The 14,354-nt window shown below is 39.9% G+C and carries 17 protein-coding genes; 10 read left to right on the forward strand and 7 right to left on the reverse strand.

The genetic code is table 11. The features are described 5' to 3' along the window. Positions 1-9: 9 nt before the first annotated feature. The 4 genes from htpX (at position 10) to ACNAV8_RS02480 (ending at position 3,558) form a co-directional block, all read left to right on the forward strand. Positions 10-876, forward strand: coding sequence for a protease HtpX (gene htpX, locus ACNAV8_RS02465; protein ID WP_110479009.1), 867 nt, complete (start codon positions 10-12; stop codon positions 874-876). Between the two features lie 369 nt (positions 877-1,245). Further along, positions 1,246-1,782: an elongation factor P hydroxylase gene (locus ACNAV8_RS02470; protein ID WP_103855276.1), complete on the forward strand. Its 537-nt coding sequence runs from the start codon at positions 1,246-1,248 to the stop codon at positions 1,780-1,782. A gap of 91 nt (positions 1,783-1,873) precedes the next feature. After that, positions 1,874-2,791, forward strand: a complete 918-nt coding sequence (locus tag ACNAV8_RS02475; protein WP_103855275.1) for an ABC transporter ATP-binding protein — start codon at positions 1,874-1,876, stop codon at positions 2,789-2,791. Then, positions 2,791-3,558: an ABC transporter permease gene (locus ACNAV8_RS02480; RefSeq protein ID WP_181022017.1), complete on the forward strand. Its 768-nt coding sequence runs from the start codon at positions 2,791-2,793 to the stop codon at positions 3,556-3,558. The genes ACNAV8_RS02475 and ACNAV8_RS02480 overlap by 1 nt, the downstream gene beginning before the upstream one ends. Before the next feature lie 68 nt (positions 3,559-3,626). Here ACNAV8_RS02480 and ACNAV8_RS02485 read toward each other — a convergent pair whose 3' ends face one another. The 5 genes from ACNAV8_RS02485 to ACNAV8_RS02505 form a co-directional block, all read right to left on the reverse strand. Beyond that, positions 3,627-4,142: a GNAT family N-acetyltransferase gene (locus tag ACNAV8_RS02485; protein ID WP_181022016.1), complete on the reverse strand. Its 516-nt coding sequence runs from the start codon at positions 4,140-4,142 to the stop codon at positions 3,627-3,629. Then, positions 4,126-4,419: a type II toxin-antitoxin system TacA family antitoxin gene (locus ACNAV8_RS02490; RefSeq protein WP_103855273.1), complete on the reverse strand. Its 294-nt coding sequence runs from the start codon at positions 4,417-4,419 to the stop codon at positions 4,126-4,128. Before ACNAV8_RS02490 ends, ACNAV8_RS02485 begins: the two co-directional genes overlap by 17 nt. Positions 4,420-4,503: 84 nt before the next feature. Further along, complete coding sequence (gene ppnN, locus ACNAV8_RS02495; RefSeq protein ID WP_415777151.1) at positions 4,504-5,868, reverse strand: nucleotide 5'-monophosphate nucleosidase PpnN; 1,365 nt, start codon at positions 5,866-5,868, stop codon at positions 4,504-4,506. Positions 5,869-5,877: 9 nt separating this feature from the next. Next, positions 5,878-6,717: an NADPH-dependent 7-cyano-7-deazaguanine reductase QueF gene (gene queF, locus ACNAV8_RS02500; protein WP_103855805.1), complete on the reverse strand. Its 840-nt coding sequence runs from the start codon at positions 6,715-6,717 to the stop codon at positions 5,878-5,880. An 8-nt stretch (positions 6,718-6,725) separates the two neighbouring features. Continuing rightward, positions 6,726-7,502 carry a Zn-ribbon-containing protein gene (locus tag ACNAV8_RS02505; RefSeq protein ID WP_103855804.1) on the reverse strand — a complete coding sequence of 259 codons (777 nt, stop codon included), beginning with the start codon at positions 7,500-7,502 and terminating at the stop codon, positions 6,726-6,728. A gap of 140 nt (positions 7,503-7,642) precedes the next feature. Between ACNAV8_RS02505 and ACNAV8_RS02510 the strand changes: the two genes are divergently transcribed. The 6 genes from ACNAV8_RS02510 to ACNAV8_RS02535 all read left to right on the forward strand — a co-directional run bounded on the left by ACNAV8_RS02510 (position 7,643) and on the right by ACNAV8_RS02535 (position 11,116). Beyond that, positions 7,643-7,975 (forward strand): YqcC family protein, encoded by a 333-nt coding sequence (locus ACNAV8_RS02510; protein WP_103855803.1) that lies wholly within the window; start codon positions 7,643-7,645, stop codon positions 7,973-7,975. Continuing rightward, on the forward strand, positions 7,962-8,690 hold the full coding sequence (gene truC, locus ACNAV8_RS02515) for a tRNA pseudouridine(65) synthase TruC (protein ID WP_415777152.1): 729 nt from the start codon (positions 7,962-7,964) through the stop codon (positions 8,688-8,690). Before ACNAV8_RS02510 ends, truC begins: the two co-directional genes overlap by 14 nt. 254 nt (positions 8,691-8,944) lie before the next feature. Next, positions 8,945-9,373 carry a 50S ribosomal protein L13 gene (gene rplM, locus ACNAV8_RS02520; RefSeq protein ID WP_017806616.1) on the forward strand — a complete coding sequence of 143 codons (429 nt, stop codon included), beginning with the start codon at positions 8,945-8,947 and terminating at the stop codon, positions 9,371-9,373. Positions 9,374-9,389: 16 nt separating this feature from the next. Beyond that, positions 9,390-9,782, forward strand: coding sequence for a 30S ribosomal protein S9 (gene rpsI, locus ACNAV8_RS02525; protein ID WP_017806615.1), 393 nt, complete (start codon positions 9,390-9,392; stop codon positions 9,780-9,782). A gap of 221 nt (positions 9,783-10,003) precedes the next feature. Further along, the gene (gene sspA, locus ACNAV8_RS02530; RefSeq protein WP_415777153.1) at positions 10,004-10,642 is read left to right on the forward strand and encodes a stringent starvation protein SspA; all 639 of its coding nucleotides are present in this window, start codon (positions 10,004-10,006) and stop codon (positions 10,640-10,642) included. Between the two features lie 12 nt (positions 10,643-10,654). After that, positions 10,655-11,116, forward strand: a complete 462-nt coding sequence (locus tag ACNAV8_RS02535) for a ClpXP protease specificity-enhancing factor (RefSeq protein WP_415777154.1) — start codon at positions 10,655-10,657, stop codon at positions 11,114-11,116. 911 nt (positions 11,117-12,027) lie between these two features. Here the strand turns inward: ACNAV8_RS02535 and sbcB are convergent. Together sbcB and ACNAV8_RS02545 are read right to left on the reverse strand one after the other, a co-directional pair. After that, positions 12,028-13,449 carry an exodeoxyribonuclease I gene (sbcB, locus tag ACNAV8_RS02540; RefSeq protein WP_415777155.1) on the reverse strand — a complete coding sequence of 474 codons (1,422 nt, stop codon included), beginning with the start codon at positions 13,447-13,449 and terminating at the stop codon, positions 12,028-12,030. Positions 13,450-13,453: 4 nt separating this feature from the next. Then, positions 13,454-14,326 carry an EamA/RhaT family transporter gene (locus ACNAV8_RS02545; RefSeq protein WP_415777156.1) on the reverse strand — a complete coding sequence of 291 codons (873 nt, stop codon included), beginning with the start codon at positions 14,324-14,326 and terminating at the stop codon, positions 13,454-13,456. Between the last annotated feature and the right edge of the window lie 28 nt (positions 14,327-14,354).

Here is a 14,354-nt window from a genome sequence, read left to right on the forward strand (position 1 = left end):
GAACTTTTTATGATGCGAATTTTACTTTTTTTAGCCACCAATATGGCGGTGCTAATTGTCTTTAATATTATTTTGAGCCTAACAGGGATCCGCGCCCAAGATGCCAGCGGGCTACTTATTATGGCGGCACTGTTCGGTTTCAGCGGATCATTAATTTCCCTGTTTTTATCCAAAACAATGGCGTTAAAATCGGTCAATGGGCAAGTGATCGAACAGCCGCGCACAGAGCAAGAGCGCTGGTTATTAAACACCGTAGCTACACAGGCGCGTGAAGCTAATATTCCAATGCCAACCGTGGCGATTTATCATTCTGCGGACGTCAATGCCTTCGCCACTGGCGCAAGTAAAAGCAATTCTTTGGTTGCCGTGAGTACAGGGTTGCTCAACGCAATGACAAAAGATGAAGCCGAAGCGGTGCTAGCGCACGAAATTAGCCATATCCAAAATGGCGATATGGTTACAATGACGTTGCTACAAGGCGTGTTAAATACTTTCGTGATTTTTATTTCTCGTCTTATCGCCAACGTGGTGGCGAGCAATCGCAACGACAACGGCGAAAGCAGCAGCGGAATTTATTTCTTAGTTTCAATGGTGCTAGAAGTGGTGTTCGGTTTCTTGGCGAGTATGATCGCAATGTGGTTCTCTCGCTACCGTGAATACCGTGCGGATGCGGGTTCAGCACATTTGGTTGGCAAACAAAAAATGATCGCTGCATTACGCCGCCTGCAACAAATTCACGAGCCACAACAAATGGAAGGGCAATTTGCCGCTTTCGGCATTAATGGTAGAACAGGCGGTTTAGCCTCATTATTTTTAAGCCACCCGCCGTTGGAAAAGCGTATTGAAGCGTTGCAACAAAGTGATAGCTTGAAATAAATGTTTTTTCGGGCAGACACATAGGTCTGCCCCTACGAAAATCAATTTAATTACAATAAGTTATCATTATATACGAGTGTAGGGGCGGACCGATGTATCCGCCTTTTAAATTATTACCATTAGCAAGACGTGTTAAAGCGTTGTAACAAATTAATAGCTTAAAATAAACGTTTTTCCGGGCAGACACATAGGTCTATCCCTACGAAAATCTATTTAATTACAATCAGTTATTATATATGAGTGTAGGGGCGGACCGATGTGTCCGCCCTTTAAAATAATTAATGTAGCTAAACCGCCATAAATGTTAAAATAGGGCATTTTCAAATTTTCAGGCACAGACTTTGTGCCTTATTATTTTTTGGAGTTGTGATGGAACATCGTTTAGAAGATATTATTGCCATTTTTAATCAATGCTTTGAGCAAGAATATAATACCAAATTGGTTAAAGGGGGCGATGAGCCGCTTTATGTGCCAGCGAATGAAGATTGCCCTTACAATGCCATTTATTTTGCGCGGGGCTTTTACAGTAGCGCCTTGCACGAGATTTCGCACTGGCTGATTGCAGGCAAAGAGCGGCGTAAATTAGAAGATTTTGGCTATTGGTACGAACCTGACGGACGTTCTGAACAACGTCAGCGAGAGTTTGAACAAGTGGAAGTAAAGCCACAAGCGTTAGAGTGGATTTTAGCCACCGCGGCAGGATTTCGCTATATTGCGAGCAGTGATAATCTCAGTGGCAACCCTGGCGATACTCAGCCTTTCAAGCAAGCTGTTTATGAACAAGTGAAAAGCTATGCCGCGAAAGGGTTACCAAAACGCGCAGAAACCTTACGCCAAGCCCTTGCTAAATTTTACGGTACGCCAGATTGCATTAATTTGGATTTGTTTGACGTGAGTAAAATTTAAGTCAAAAATCAGCAAAATTTGCACCGCACTTTGTTTACTTATGTTCTAAAAAGTGCGGTGCAAAATTTTAATAAATTTAACGGAACATTGAATGTTAGCATTAGAAATCAAAGGATTAACCAAAGAATATAAAAACGGGGTCAAAGCCTTGCACGGCATTGATCTGAGTGTTGAAGCAGGGGATTTTTATGCCCTGCTTGGACATAATGGCGCGGGGAAATCCACCACCATTGGGATTATTTGTTCTTTGGTGAATAAAACATCAGGCGATGTGAAAGTGTTTGGCGCGGATTTGGATAGCAATCCAAGCCAGTTAAAACAGAATATCGGTTTAGTGCCGCAAGAGTTTAACTTTAACCAATTTGAACGCGTGATTGATATTCTCACCAATCAAGCGGGTTATTATGGCATTCCACGTAAAGAAGCTTTAGTGCGCGCGGAAGTGTGGCTGAAAAAGCTGGATTTGTGGGATAAACGCCATCAGCAATCACGCCAACTTTCAGGGGGAATGAAACGCCGTTTGATGATCGCACGAGCCTTAATGCATAACCCTAAATTGCTCATTCTCGATGAACCTACAGCGGGCGTGGACATTGAATTACGCCGTACAATGTGGGAATTTTTACGCGAACTCAACGAGCAAGGCACAACCATTATTCTCACCACCCATTATTTAGAAGAAGCGGAAATGCTTTGCCGTCATATTGGCATTATTCAGCAAGGGCGTTTAGTGGTAAATATGTCAATGAAAGCCTTATTGGCGAAGCTAGAAACAGAAACCTTTATTTTTGATTTAGCACCACAAGCGGTTAAGCCTGAAATAATGGGTTACAACGTCACTTGGCTAGATAACAATACGCTTGAAGTGGAAGTGAAAAGAGAGCAGGGTTTAAATCAGCTATTTTCACAACTGACGCAACAAGGCGTGCAAGTGTTGAGTATGCGTAATAAAGCCAACCGTTTAGAAGAATTATTTGTTTCAATGGCATTGAATAAAGGAGTGCAATAATGAGTTTAGCTTGGGTTGCCTTTCAAACTATTTTTGTGAAAGAAGTACGCCGTTTTACCCGAATTTGGGTGCAAACCCTTGTGCCGCCGGTGATCACAATGACCTTATATTTTGTGATTTTTGGCCAGCTGATTGGCAATCGTATTGGCGAAATGCACGGCTTTAGCTATATGCAATTTATCGTACCGGGGCTGATTATGATGTCTGCCTTAACCCATTCTTTCGCCAATGTGGCGTCATCTTTTTACAGCACGAAATTTGCCCGTAACGTAGAAGAACTGCTAATTTCACCAACTTCACCGCACATTATTATTTTAGGCTATATGGCTGGCGGAATGGCACGTGGATTGAGCGTGGGCATTCTCGTTACCTTGGTTTCATTATTTTTCGTGCCATTACAGATTTATTCTTGGACGGTAATTCTTGCCACCTTATTACTCACCACCGCAAGTTTTGCGCTCGGGGGCTTGATTAATGCAGTTTTCGCACGCTCTTTTGACGACATTAGCATTATCCCCACTTTTGTTTTAACACCATTAACCTATCTCGGCGGCGTATTTTATTCGATTTCTTTATTACCACCTTTCTGGCAAGTGGTGTCAAAATTTAACCCCATTGTTTATATGATCAGCGGCTTCCGCTACGGTTTTCTCGGCATTCAAGATGTCAGCCTTGTTTACACTTTCAGCGTTTTAGGCATTTTTATCACCGTACTTTATGGCATCGCCTATTATTTGATTAGCAGTGGGGTGGGGTTAAGGAGTTAAGAAAAGTGCGGGTGAAAAATTAAATTATTTCTTAATTTATTCTTTTAAAAGGCATTTATTAATGCCTTTTATTTTTTGATCAATTTCGTTAAAGGGAGAAAGAGCATATTTTTTCGTTCAAGAAAAGCGATAAAACCTAATTTATGATAGAACGCAACCGCTTGTTCGTCTTTGGCTTGTACCAGCAATGCGGCAACAGCAAGCTTTGACTCCTTTATTTTGCTGATGGCGTCCGCGATTAAAAATTTACCATAACCACAGCCGACAAATTGTTCATCAACTGTTAATCGTCCAATTAATGCAGCAGGAATGTTAGGGTAGCGAATCTCTTGTTTAATTTGTGTTTTGGGAATATCACTTACGTTAATTGCAGAGGCAGATAGGGTATAATAGCCAACAATTTTGGCCTGTCTTTGATGAATTAAAACGAAACATTTTGATAATTCTTTTCTCTCATCTTGTGAAGCTTGAGTATGAAAATAGCGGTTTAACTCAGGTGAAAGACTGCAAAAGGATTTTCTATCTAACTTCAACTGAGATAATGTCACAATATCAATATGCTCTAAATCAATCTGCACGTGCATTTTTCCTTGCTAAGAACTGTTGGTGCATCGAAAGTGCTTCTTCCATTGTTGGATTGACTTCATAAGAATCAAGATGTTTCAATAAATGGACTTGATCCGCTACAGATAATTTCACAGACTGATGTTCAGCAATAGTTTTTACGGATTCTTTATATACCACATCAACAATAAAATCTGTCAATGTGCGTCCAGTAATCGCTGCGGCTTGTTTAAATAATTGATAAATTTCAGGATTTACTTTTGCTTCTAATCGAGCTTTGGGGATTTTAGTTTGCATAATAATTTGCTCTGTTCTATTGATATGAAGAAATTATACGGCCACAAGCCGTATAATTCAAGAGTAAGGGAGGCTAATTATTTACTAACGAATAATCTCATAACAAGGCTCGTAAGCCTCGCCGTCTGGCAGTTTCATTCGGTGTTGGGTGATGAAATCTTGTAGCACGTTGTCCACTTTTTCCATTAAATCCTTATCCCCTTTGAGTTGGAATTTGCCTAGTTCAGCGATGCGATCTTGTGTATCTGGTTTAATGTTACCCGCCACAATACCAGAGAATACACGGCGAAGATTGGCGGCAAGGCCCACTTTGCTTTGGTTCATATGCAAATCTAAATTTGCCATATTTTCGTGGGTTGGGATAAATGGCTGTTGGAATTCAGGATCAATTTTCAACGACCAATTAAAGCCATAAGAATCATTATTTTCATAGCGTAAATGACGAATTTCTTCTATTGAAGATTTCATATGGCGCGCTACTGCCACAGGATCATCAATGATGATTTTATACAAGGATTGCGCTTCTTTCCCTAAGGTTTCGCCAACAAAGCGATCAATCGTGGCAAAATAATCCGCACTTTCTTTTGGCCCGGTTAAAATGAGTGGGATAGCTTGCGCTTGATTTTCTGGGTTGAGCTTAATTCCAAGGATATACAGTAATTCCTCGAATGTCCCAGGGCCGCCAGGGAAGATAATAATGCCGTGTCCCATACGAACAAAGGCTTCAAGGCGCTTTTCAATGTCAGGCATAATGATCAGCTCATTAACAATTGGGTTAGGTGGCTCAGAAGCAATGATTGAAGGCTCGGTGATGCCAATAAAACGGCTGTTTTTATAGCGTTGGTTGGAATGGCCAATCGCCGCCCCTTTCATCGGCGCTTCCATCACCCCTGGTCCGCAGCCTGTGATGATATTTAATTCACGATGACCTAGTTCTAACCCCACCGCACGACAATATTGGTATTCAATTTGGTTGATGGAATGGCCGCCCCAGCACACCACCAAATTCGGCAATTCGCCCACAATTAAGGCTTTGGCATTACGCAAAATGGAAAACACTTGGTTGGTGATATGCCGGCTGTCTTGAATATCACAAGGATTAATCCGTTGACTTAGCACATTGACGAACACAATATCACGCAGGACGGCAAAAAGATGATACTGAATATTGCGGATAATATGTTGATCCACAAAGGCACTTTCTGGCGGATTGTGCAATTCAAGGGTGATACCACGCTCTGTCGCCACCAGTTCAATATCAAAATCAGGATATTGATTTAATAGTTTGCGGCTGTCATCGGTAACTGCACCAGAATTTAGCACCGCAAGCGAGCAGTTGCGATATAGCTGATATAGCTCGCTTTTGGCTTGCTTGGTGAGCAATTCCACTTCAAGATGCGAGAGCTGTTCCATACTCCCACGGGGATTCACATAATGAATATTCGCCATTGCGACCTCCTATTGTCTGGCTAAGCGTGCGTTGTGTGGCACGGTTTCAAAGTTCGAGCGGAACGGATTAATATCTAACCCACCGCGGCGTGTATAACGTGCGTAAACGGTGAGTTTTTCAGGCTGAGCAAAACGCATTAGATCACAATAAATTCGCTCAACGCATTGTTCGTGAAATTCGTTATGCTGACGGAAAGAAACCAAATAGCGCAACAATTTCTCGCGATCAATCCGTTTGCCTACATAATGAATTTGTAACGATCCCCAATCCGGTTGCTGAGTGATTAAACAATTTGATTTAAGCAAATGGCTCACCAAATGTTCTTCCACCTGTTCTGCGTGTGTGCAGTGTTCTAAATAATTGGGATTGAATTGATAATCTCGGATTTCGATATCCTGATCATCAATACAATCTCCTTGCAGGCTGTTAATGAAAGTGCGGTGGTAATTTTGCAAAGAATTTAACCGCACTTTGACTTGCCCTTTAGCGCAATCAGCCAAATCTTGCTGCAAGATCTGTTGCACCTGCTCGAAGCTGTCAAAATGGCTTTGATTAAAGCTGTTGAGATAAAGTTTAAAACTTTTAGATTCAATTAAATTTTCACTGCGGAAATCAATTTCCACGTCCGCAATCGCCACTTGCGGCACACCTTTGGGATTAAGCCAAGAGATTTCATAAGCCGTCCAAATATCTGCGCCAAAAGTAAAAGGCTGATTTTCCACAATCCCAAGCTGCGCGCGGTTTAATTGACGTGGCACGGCTTGCAATAAAGTGCGGTCGTAATGTTGTGCATATTTTGTTTCTTGCCCTAATTTTAAGGCGTGTAAACTTTCGTGGTTGTAATCCATATTTTTCCTTATTGCCAGTGCCAAGAAAGGTTGGATACCAATCGGCACTGATCACATTTAAAATCAAACAGATCAAAGAGCGGTGTTTTTAATGCCCAATTTTTATGGCAGCGTGGGCAGCAGCGTTGTTGTTCAGCTGTCAAACTTTCGCCACCAATGCGATATAAATAATAGTAAGTCGGAATGCCAGTGTGTTGCTCAATTTCTTGACATAAAGCATAACCGTGTTTCGATAAATTGCTGTGCAGATCAGAAATTTCAGCAAGGGCTTGGCTTTCTAGGGCTGTGCCGTTCATTTGTAACTGATCGCAAGCCTGCCAATTTTCTTGCCATTTGATGAGGTCTAAACTCAAGTGCGGTGCATTTTTGAAAAATTTATACAGTGGAATAGGCAAGTTATCATCGCCACTGTGCAATGGTGAGCAAGATTGCAAATAGGTGGTGTAAAGCACTTGCCAGCTTGGTCGCTCGCCTTGATAGGTGAGATCAGAATTTAAATCATCGGCAATCACTTGAAAACTATCAAAATTTATCCCCGCACTTTGTGCCTTATCTAAGGCATTTTGTACCGCTGAATTATTAAATTCGGGCAACAGGCTTTGTTGTTCGGGGCAAACTACACGCACGGCAATGCCTTGCTGGTGTTCTAATTCAGCGTGAAAAAGGGGAATTTCTCGCCCAAGAATTTGCCCGTTATAACGCCATTGTTCAATCACTTGATTAATCAATGGGTAAACCGCATTGTTGGGTTCAGTAAGGGTAAAAAAAGCTTCAATTAAATACATTCTCTGCCTTAATTTATAGGAAAGCGATTGCGTTTTTTCGCACTTAGCTTTGTGGTATCATAACGCCTTTGTTTCTGCACGAAAGGTGAACGCCACATTTTAGGCAGAATAAGATGAGAAAGCAAATTAAGGAATCCACAATGCGTGAACAAACAAAATATCAGTTACAACAGTTACAAAAAGCAATGGAGGAATTAGCCCTTTGGCAAGCCGTTGCACCGGAAGCGGCAGCATTTGACAGCGTTGAACCGTTTTGTATCGACACAATGAATGCGCACGAATGGTTGCAATGGGTGTTTATTCCGAGAATGTATGCCATTATTGAAAGCAACGAACCGTTACCGCACAAAATGGCGATTGTGCCTTATATTGAAGAAGCCTTAAAAGAAAAGGATATTGTGGAAGTGCAACGCTTAATTGAGCCGTTGAAAGCTATCGAAGAAATTTGCAACGCTCAAAATGATCGCACTTAATATTCTTTATCAAGATGAATATTTGGTGGCGGTGAATAAGCCAGCGGGAATGTTGGTGCATCGTAGCTGGCTTGATCGCCACGAAACCCAATTTGTGATGCAAACTTTGCGTGATCAAATTGGGCAGCACGTTTTTCCTATTCATCGTTTAGATCGCCCCACCTCTGGCGTGTTGCTGTTTGCTTTAAATGGGGAAATTGCCAAATTGTTGTGCGAGCAATTTGAACAAAAGCAGGTGGAAAAAAGCTATTTGGCGGTGGTGCGAGGTTATGTAACGGGGCAGGGCAGGATTGATTATCCGCTGAAAGTTCAATTAGATAAAATCGCCGATAAATTTGCTCAGCAAGATAAAGCACCGCAAGAGGCGATCACGGATTATGAAGGCTTAAAAACAGTGGAAATGCTTTATGGGGTAGGGCGTTATCAAACCAGCCGTTATTCTTTGGTGAAGCTCATTCCACAAACGGGGAGAAAGCATCAGTTACGTCGTCACTTAAAGCATATTTTTCACCCGATTTTAGGCGATACGCAATATGGCGATTTACATCAAAACCGTGCCTTAACCGAACATACCGGTGTGCAACGGCTAATGTTACACGCAGAAACGCTTGCGTTTATTCATCCCATAACAAAAAATCGGTTAAAAATCACCGCACCTTTAGATGAACAATGGCAATGCTTATTCGATGCGTTTTCTTGGAATGGGGTAGCGTAAACGTGCAAAAAGAAAAGATGAAACATCAAATGCGTAAAAATACAAGAAATTTTCTAGGAATTTCAAAGTGCGGTGTTTTTTCGTTTGTTTTTTGGTTAAAGCTCTTGTATAATCGCCCGACCCTGTGAATGTGTTGGCTTTCCCACCGCACATTATTTTATCGAGATCACACTCGAAGGGGTGAAGATTGAGATTCATGGTTGTGTTCAAATTTGAACACTGGGTATTAATATTATTTTATTGGTAATTAATTAATGAAAACTTTTGTAGCAAAACCAGAAACGGTTAAACGCGACTGGTATGTAGTAGATGCGACAGGTAAAACTTTAGGTCGTTTAGCGACTGAATTAGCACGTCGCCTTCGTGGTAAACATAAAGCTGAATATACTCCACACGTTGATACAGGTGATTACATCATCGTTATCAATGCGGATAAAGTTGCCGTAACAGGTAAAAAAGAAAGCGATAAAATTTACTACTGGCACACTGGCTATGTAGGTGGTATCAAACAAGCGACATTTAAAGAAATGATTGCTCGCCGTCCAGAAGCTGTGATTGAAATTGCGGTTAAAGGTATGTTGCCAAAAGGCCCATTAGGTCGCGCAATGTATCGTAAATTGAAAGTGTACGCTGGTCCTAACCACGAACACGCAGCACAACAACCACAAGTTTTAGATATTTAATCACGAGGTGAGAAAAATGGCAGAGAATCAAAACTACGGCACAGGTCGCCGCAAAAGCTCTTCAGCTCGTGTATTTATCAAACCGGGCAGTGGTAAAATCACTATTAACCAACGCGAATTAGACGTTTATTTCGGTCGCGAAACTTCTCGTATGATCGTACGTCAGCCATTAGAGTTGGTTGAATTAACTGATAAATTAGACCTATACATCACAGTCAAAGGTGGTGGTATTTCAGGTCAAGCGGGTGCAATCCGTCACGGTATCACTCGTGCATTAATTGAATATGATGAAACATTACGTCCAGCATTACGCGCAGCAGGCTTTGTTACTCGTGATGCTCGTCGCGTTGAACGTAAAAAAGTGGGTTTACACAAAGCACGTCGTCGCCCACAATACTCAAAACGTTAATCGTTTCTTATTCAAATACAGTTCAAATGGCAAGTTTTTACTTGCCATTTTTCTTTTCTAAATTTCTTAAATTAATCATTTTCAAGAAAAAATTCAATTTATAATCAATAAGATAGCTTGGTGTATGATAAATTTACTTAGCTATTTCCCTATAAATTATGGTAAAATATTCGCCTTTAATTTTAAATGATCGATAAGTAAAAGGTTAGCGGAGGAATAAAATGAGTAGTGCAGCAAATAAACGTTCAATAATGACCCTTTTTTCCAATAAAGACGATATTTATTGCCATCAAGTTCGCATTGTTTTAGCGGAAAAAGGAGTTGCTTATGAAATGGAAGAAATTGAGCCAGGTTCTGTTTCAGAAGATTTAATGGAGTTAAACCCTTATGGCACATTGCCAACTTTGGTAGATCGTGATTTAGTGCTATTTAATTCTCGTATTATTATGGAATATCTTGATGAGCGCTTTCCACACCCGCCATTAATGCCTGTTTATCCTGTATCGCGCGGTAAAAGCCGTTTATTAATGCTAAGAATTGAGCAGGATTGGTATTCTTTATTAAACCAAATTGAGCAAGGTGATGACGCTGAAAAAGAGCAGGCTGTCAAACAATTAAAAGAAGAATTATTAGCCATTGCACCAATTTTCAACCAAACTCCTTATTTTATGAGCGAAGAGTTTAGCTTGGTAGATTGCTATATTGCGCCGTTATTATGGCGTATGCAGAAATTAGGAATTCAATTTACAGGCGCAGGAAGTAAAGCGATTAAAAATTATATGGAACGCGTGTACCAAAGAGATTCTTTCAAGCAATCCGTAGGCGAAGCAGCACCTAAAAACCTAATGGATGATAAATAAAAGAGAGTAGTTATGGAACGTAAATTCTCACCGAAACGCCCTTATGTTTTAAGAGCTTATTATGATTGGTTGATAGACAATGATTGCACGCCGTACTTGGCTGTTGATGCCACTTATGCTGGCGTGAAAGTGCCGGTTGAATATGTTAAAGATGGGCAAATTGTGCTGAATATTTCAATGAATGCAACAGGAAACTTGCAATTAACCAATGATTTTGTTCAATTTAATGCACGTTTTCAAGGAATACCGCAAGAAATCTTTATTCCTATGGGGGCGTTAATTGCGCTTTATGCAAGAGAAAGCGGTGATGGCATTATGTTTGAACCAGAAGAGTTTGAAGATGATCTCGCTATTCAACAAGATGAAATTAAAGATGAACAGCCGTTAAGCTTTGTTGAAGCTGTAGATAAACCTGAAACAACCGAAAAACCATCGAGTAAGAAATCTTCTCCAAAATTACGTTTTGTTGATTAATTCTTTGCTGCATTTAATTCCTTTTAAGCGCCTGTGCTAAACAAATAGTGCAGGCGTTTTTTATATTCCTTTATTTAAACAAAATCCTTATTTTTCTCATTTTTACCAATTTTTGCGATTTATTTTTGTAACGTTGTAACAAATTGTCAGATAGGCTTTTCCTATATTTTTTAAGACTCAAATCTTAAAGATTTCTTAAATCTCACTAATATTCATTTTATATTCATTGCGAAAATCAAATCTAAATGATCTCATCATCATAAATCCACTGAAAAGATATTTCATATAAAGAATAACCGAAGAAAAGATTCCAAGTCGAAACATTAAAAACGCCATAAAGATATGCTGTAGGATATGACAAAAAAGAGCGGTACAAAAAGTTACTTTTATATGTATATTATTTAACATAATATACATTATGCGAAATCAGTTATCAGGTTAGCAAAAACTACGGATCAACAAAATCACAGACTTATACACAGATTACTTTCACTAGTTAAACAAGGTAAAATTAAGGTTTTTGACCACGCTGTAACGCTTAGGTTTTATGAGTTACACACTGTCAATGATGAAATGTAAAGGAAAATTAAAGAATGATGTAGATAAATATGGCAGTCAAAATAAACGCTAGATAAAAAATCTAGCCTTGCTTAATTGAATTAAAAATCAATGTAACAAAATCTATAATCTTTACGATGATTTTACTTACCTGCTATTTTTGAGATCTTAAGAACAATAACTGGAATAAGATTAGTTAATCTATTTAATGATTTTCCGCTTTTTAGCCTTACTTTATTAATTCTAAATGATTGCGCTACGCGAAAAATAAAAAAATCGAGCAGTTAGATTACTCGATTTTTTATTCTACGCAATTTAGCAAAATTCAATCAGATTGTTACAGTATCACAAATCTAACCCAATAATTTTACCCCATATTCATAAACCTGCTGCAATAAGGCTAATTTTTCAGGATTATTTTGATATTCTTCCGCCAAGGCTTGTAATTCTTGCTCAAATTGCACCGCACTTTGTTCCAGCTTTCTACGGCGGTATTTATCCCAGCGTAATTGCTCTGCTCGGCTTAAAGTCTTGTAGAAATGGCGCGCGCGATAATGGAATAACAACGCATCAACACGTTTATCTTGGAAGGTTAAATTATGCTCGGCCAACTTTTCAGGGGATAAATCGCGTAAAATGGCCATATTATTCTTGTCATTTGGACTGAAAAATCCACTATACAATTCAGTTTCTACATTATCGCTTGGCTCAAAGACGTGTTCATCAGTGAAAATCTGTAATACTTTTTCACGAATGTTGAGATCTGCACGCAATTTAGCAAGGTTTGCTAAGCAACGCTGGCGGTCAATGCCTAAGCGTTGTGCATTTTCTGGTAGTAAGGTTTTGGCTGGAGCTAAAATTGGACATTTGTTGATATGCACTAATTTTAATGGTACAGGTAAAATACCTTGTTCTTCCAATTCCGCTTTTTTGGTATATAAATTTTGGCGTAATTCTTCCGCACTTTTATTGAGTAGATCATCAATATTGCTATCTAAATCACATACGATGACGGCATTTTTATTGGTTGGGTGCCAGGCTAAAGGGGCAATCCAAGTGGTGTTACCGCGATAATTCCCCAACATTCCTGAAACGTGCACCAATGGCGTCATTTCTGCAGTGTTAATCATTGCTTCAAGGGATTTTTTATCGCGATGCTCAAAGAAAAACTGGAATAATCTTGGCTGTTTTTCCTTGATTAATTTCGCCATTTCAATGGTTGCATACACATCAGCCATTGCATCGTGGGCATTGCTATGCTCTATTCCATTGGCTTTGGTTAAATTTTCTAAGCGGAAAGATGGCATTCCGTCATCATCATAAACCCAGTTTATGCCATCAGGCCGCAAGGCATAGCAGGCACGCACTAAATCCAGTAAATCCCAGCGAGAATTGCCATTTTTCCAGCTATATTCGTAAGGATCGATAAAATTCCGATAAAAGGTATAACGGGTCATTTCATCATCATAACGAATATTATTAAAGCCCATTACACAAGTGTTTGGTTGAGAGAACTCTTGCAAAATTCGCGCAGCAAATTCAGGTTCAGGCAAGCCTTGCTCATTGCATTGCTGTGGTGTAATGCCCGTTACCATTACCGCGGTTGGCGAGGGCAAGTAATCATTGGTTTGCTTGCAATAGAACATCACAGGCTCGCCAATAATATTAAAATCCTTATCCGTGCGAATCCCGGCGAATTGTGCAGGGCGATCGGTGGCTGGATTTACCCCAAAACTTTCGTAATCGTAAACAAAAAAACTGAAATTATCTTGCATTATCTTACCTTGTCAAAAAAGGTTCTAAATAAAATAGGCTAAGAATAGCAGAAATACCAAGCATCACGCCTACCCCATTGATTTTGCTTATTTTTTCTTTGAATACTATTGCACCAACAAGCGTGCCAAGACAAATTACGCCAATATTCATTCCAGCAAAAACAAGGGTTGGATTTTGGCTGAAACTTTGATGAGCGCGAATATAAAATAGAATATTCATAAAATTTAGCCCGCCGAGTACAATGCCAGCTAACAGACTCGCCCCATTCCACTGGGTTCGTTTAATCAATAAATACATAAACATCACGCACATTGCTAAGGCAAAGGCAATAAACAAGGTAGTTGGAAAGGCGCTGCCCATTTTGGCGGTCTGCTTGAATAAAATATCAATCACGCCATAACCAAACCACACAGCGAGCAAACTCAATCCTCCTTTAACCGAAAGCCCTTGCTCGCGCGGTTTATTGATTAAACAAAATAACGCTGAAAACGCCAAGATTAAGCTGATAATACGCGATTGACTGAGCTGTTCGCCAAATAATACAAACGCCGCCAAAATAGGCAAAAATAAAGATAAACGCTGCGCTGCATCAGAACGCACAATGCCTGCAAATTCAACGGCTTTTGACATAATGATAAACACGCTAGGCAGCAATAAGCCTAAACTCAGGAAAATCGCGCTATTTTCATTTTGTACGATAAAATCGGTAAAGCCTTGCCCTTGAAAGTTCGGCTGTAATAAAAAATAGCTGAGTAAAAGTGCGATAAGATAATTGAAGGCGATTGCTTGCTCGATCACCACGTTGAATTTGCGTGCGACTTTTAGTAATACAGAAACAGCAACACTGCAAGCAATGGCGAGAAATAAATAATGCATTTTATTTCCTTGGAAAAATCTACGTTAA

This window comes from Avibacterium endocarditidis (genome assembly GCF_965138825.1).
Taxonomy (GTDB): domain Bacteria; phylum Pseudomonadota; class Gammaproteobacteria; order Enterobacterales; family Pasteurellaceae; genus Avibacterium; species Avibacterium endocarditidis.

Bases quoted from the DNA above. Each gene is read 5' to 3' on its own strand.
- sbcB (WP_415777155.1), bottom strand. From the start codon at position 13,449: ATGCAAGATAATTTCAGTTTTTTTGTTTACGATTACGAAAGTTTTGGG.
- ACNAV8_RS02535 (WP_415777154.1), top strand. From the start codon at position 10,655: ATGGAACGTAAATTCTCACCGAAACGCCCTTATGTTTTAAGAGCTTAT.
- ACNAV8_RS02510 (WP_103855803.1), top strand. From the start codon at position 7,643: ATGCGTGAACAAACAAAATATCAGTTACAACAGTTACAAAAAGCAATG.
- ACNAV8_RS02545 (WP_415777156.1), bottom strand. From the start codon at position 14,326: ATGCATTATTTATTTCTCGCCATTGCTTGCAGTGTTGCTGTTTCTGTA.
- ACNAV8_RS02490 (WP_103855273.1), bottom strand. From the start codon at position 4,419: ATGCAAACTAAAATCCCCAAAGCTCGATTAGAAGCAAAAGTAAATCCT.
- ACNAV8_RS02505 (WP_103855804.1), bottom strand. From the start codon at position 7,502: ATGTATTTAATTGAAGCTTTTTTTACCCTTACTGAACCCAACAATGCG.
- ACNAV8_RS02480 (WP_181022017.1), top strand. From the start codon at position 2,791: ATGAGTTTAGCTTGGGTTGCCTTTCAAACTATTTTTGTGAAAGAAGTA.
- sspA (WP_415777153.1), top strand. From the start codon at position 10,004: ATGAGTAGTGCAGCAAATAAACGTTCAATAATGACCCTTTTTTCCAAT.
- ppnN (WP_415777151.1), bottom strand. From the start codon at position 5,868: ATGGCGAATATTCATTATGTGAATCCCCGTGGGAGTATGGAACAGCTC.
- rplM (WP_017806616.1), top strand. From the start codon at position 8,945: ATGAAAACTTTTGTAGCAAAACCAGAAACGGTTAAACGCGACTGGTAT.
- ACNAV8_RS02470 (WP_103855276.1), top strand. From the start codon at position 1,246: ATGGAACATCGTTTAGAAGATATTATTGCCATTTTTAATCAATGCTTT.
- htpX (WP_110479009.1), top strand. From the start codon at position 10: ATGATGCGAATTTTACTTTTTTTAGCCACCAATATGGCGGTGCTAATT.
- ACNAV8_RS02485 (WP_181022016.1), bottom strand. From the start codon at position 4,142: ATGCACGTGCAGATTGATTTAGAGCATATTGATATTGTGACATTATCT.
- queF (WP_103855805.1), bottom strand. From the start codon at position 6,717: ATGGATTACAACCACGAAAGTTTACACGCCTTAAAATTAGGGCAAGAA.
- ACNAV8_RS02475 (WP_103855275.1), top strand. From the start codon at position 1,874: ATGTTAGCATTAGAAATCAAAGGATTAACCAAAGAATATAAAAACGGG.
- rpsI (WP_017806615.1), top strand. From the start codon at position 9,390: ATGGCAGAGAATCAAAACTACGGCACAGGTCGCCGCAAAAGCTCTTCA.
- truC (WP_415777152.1), top strand. From the start codon at position 7,962: ATGATCGCACTTAATATTCTTTATCAAGATGAATATTTGGTGGCGGTG.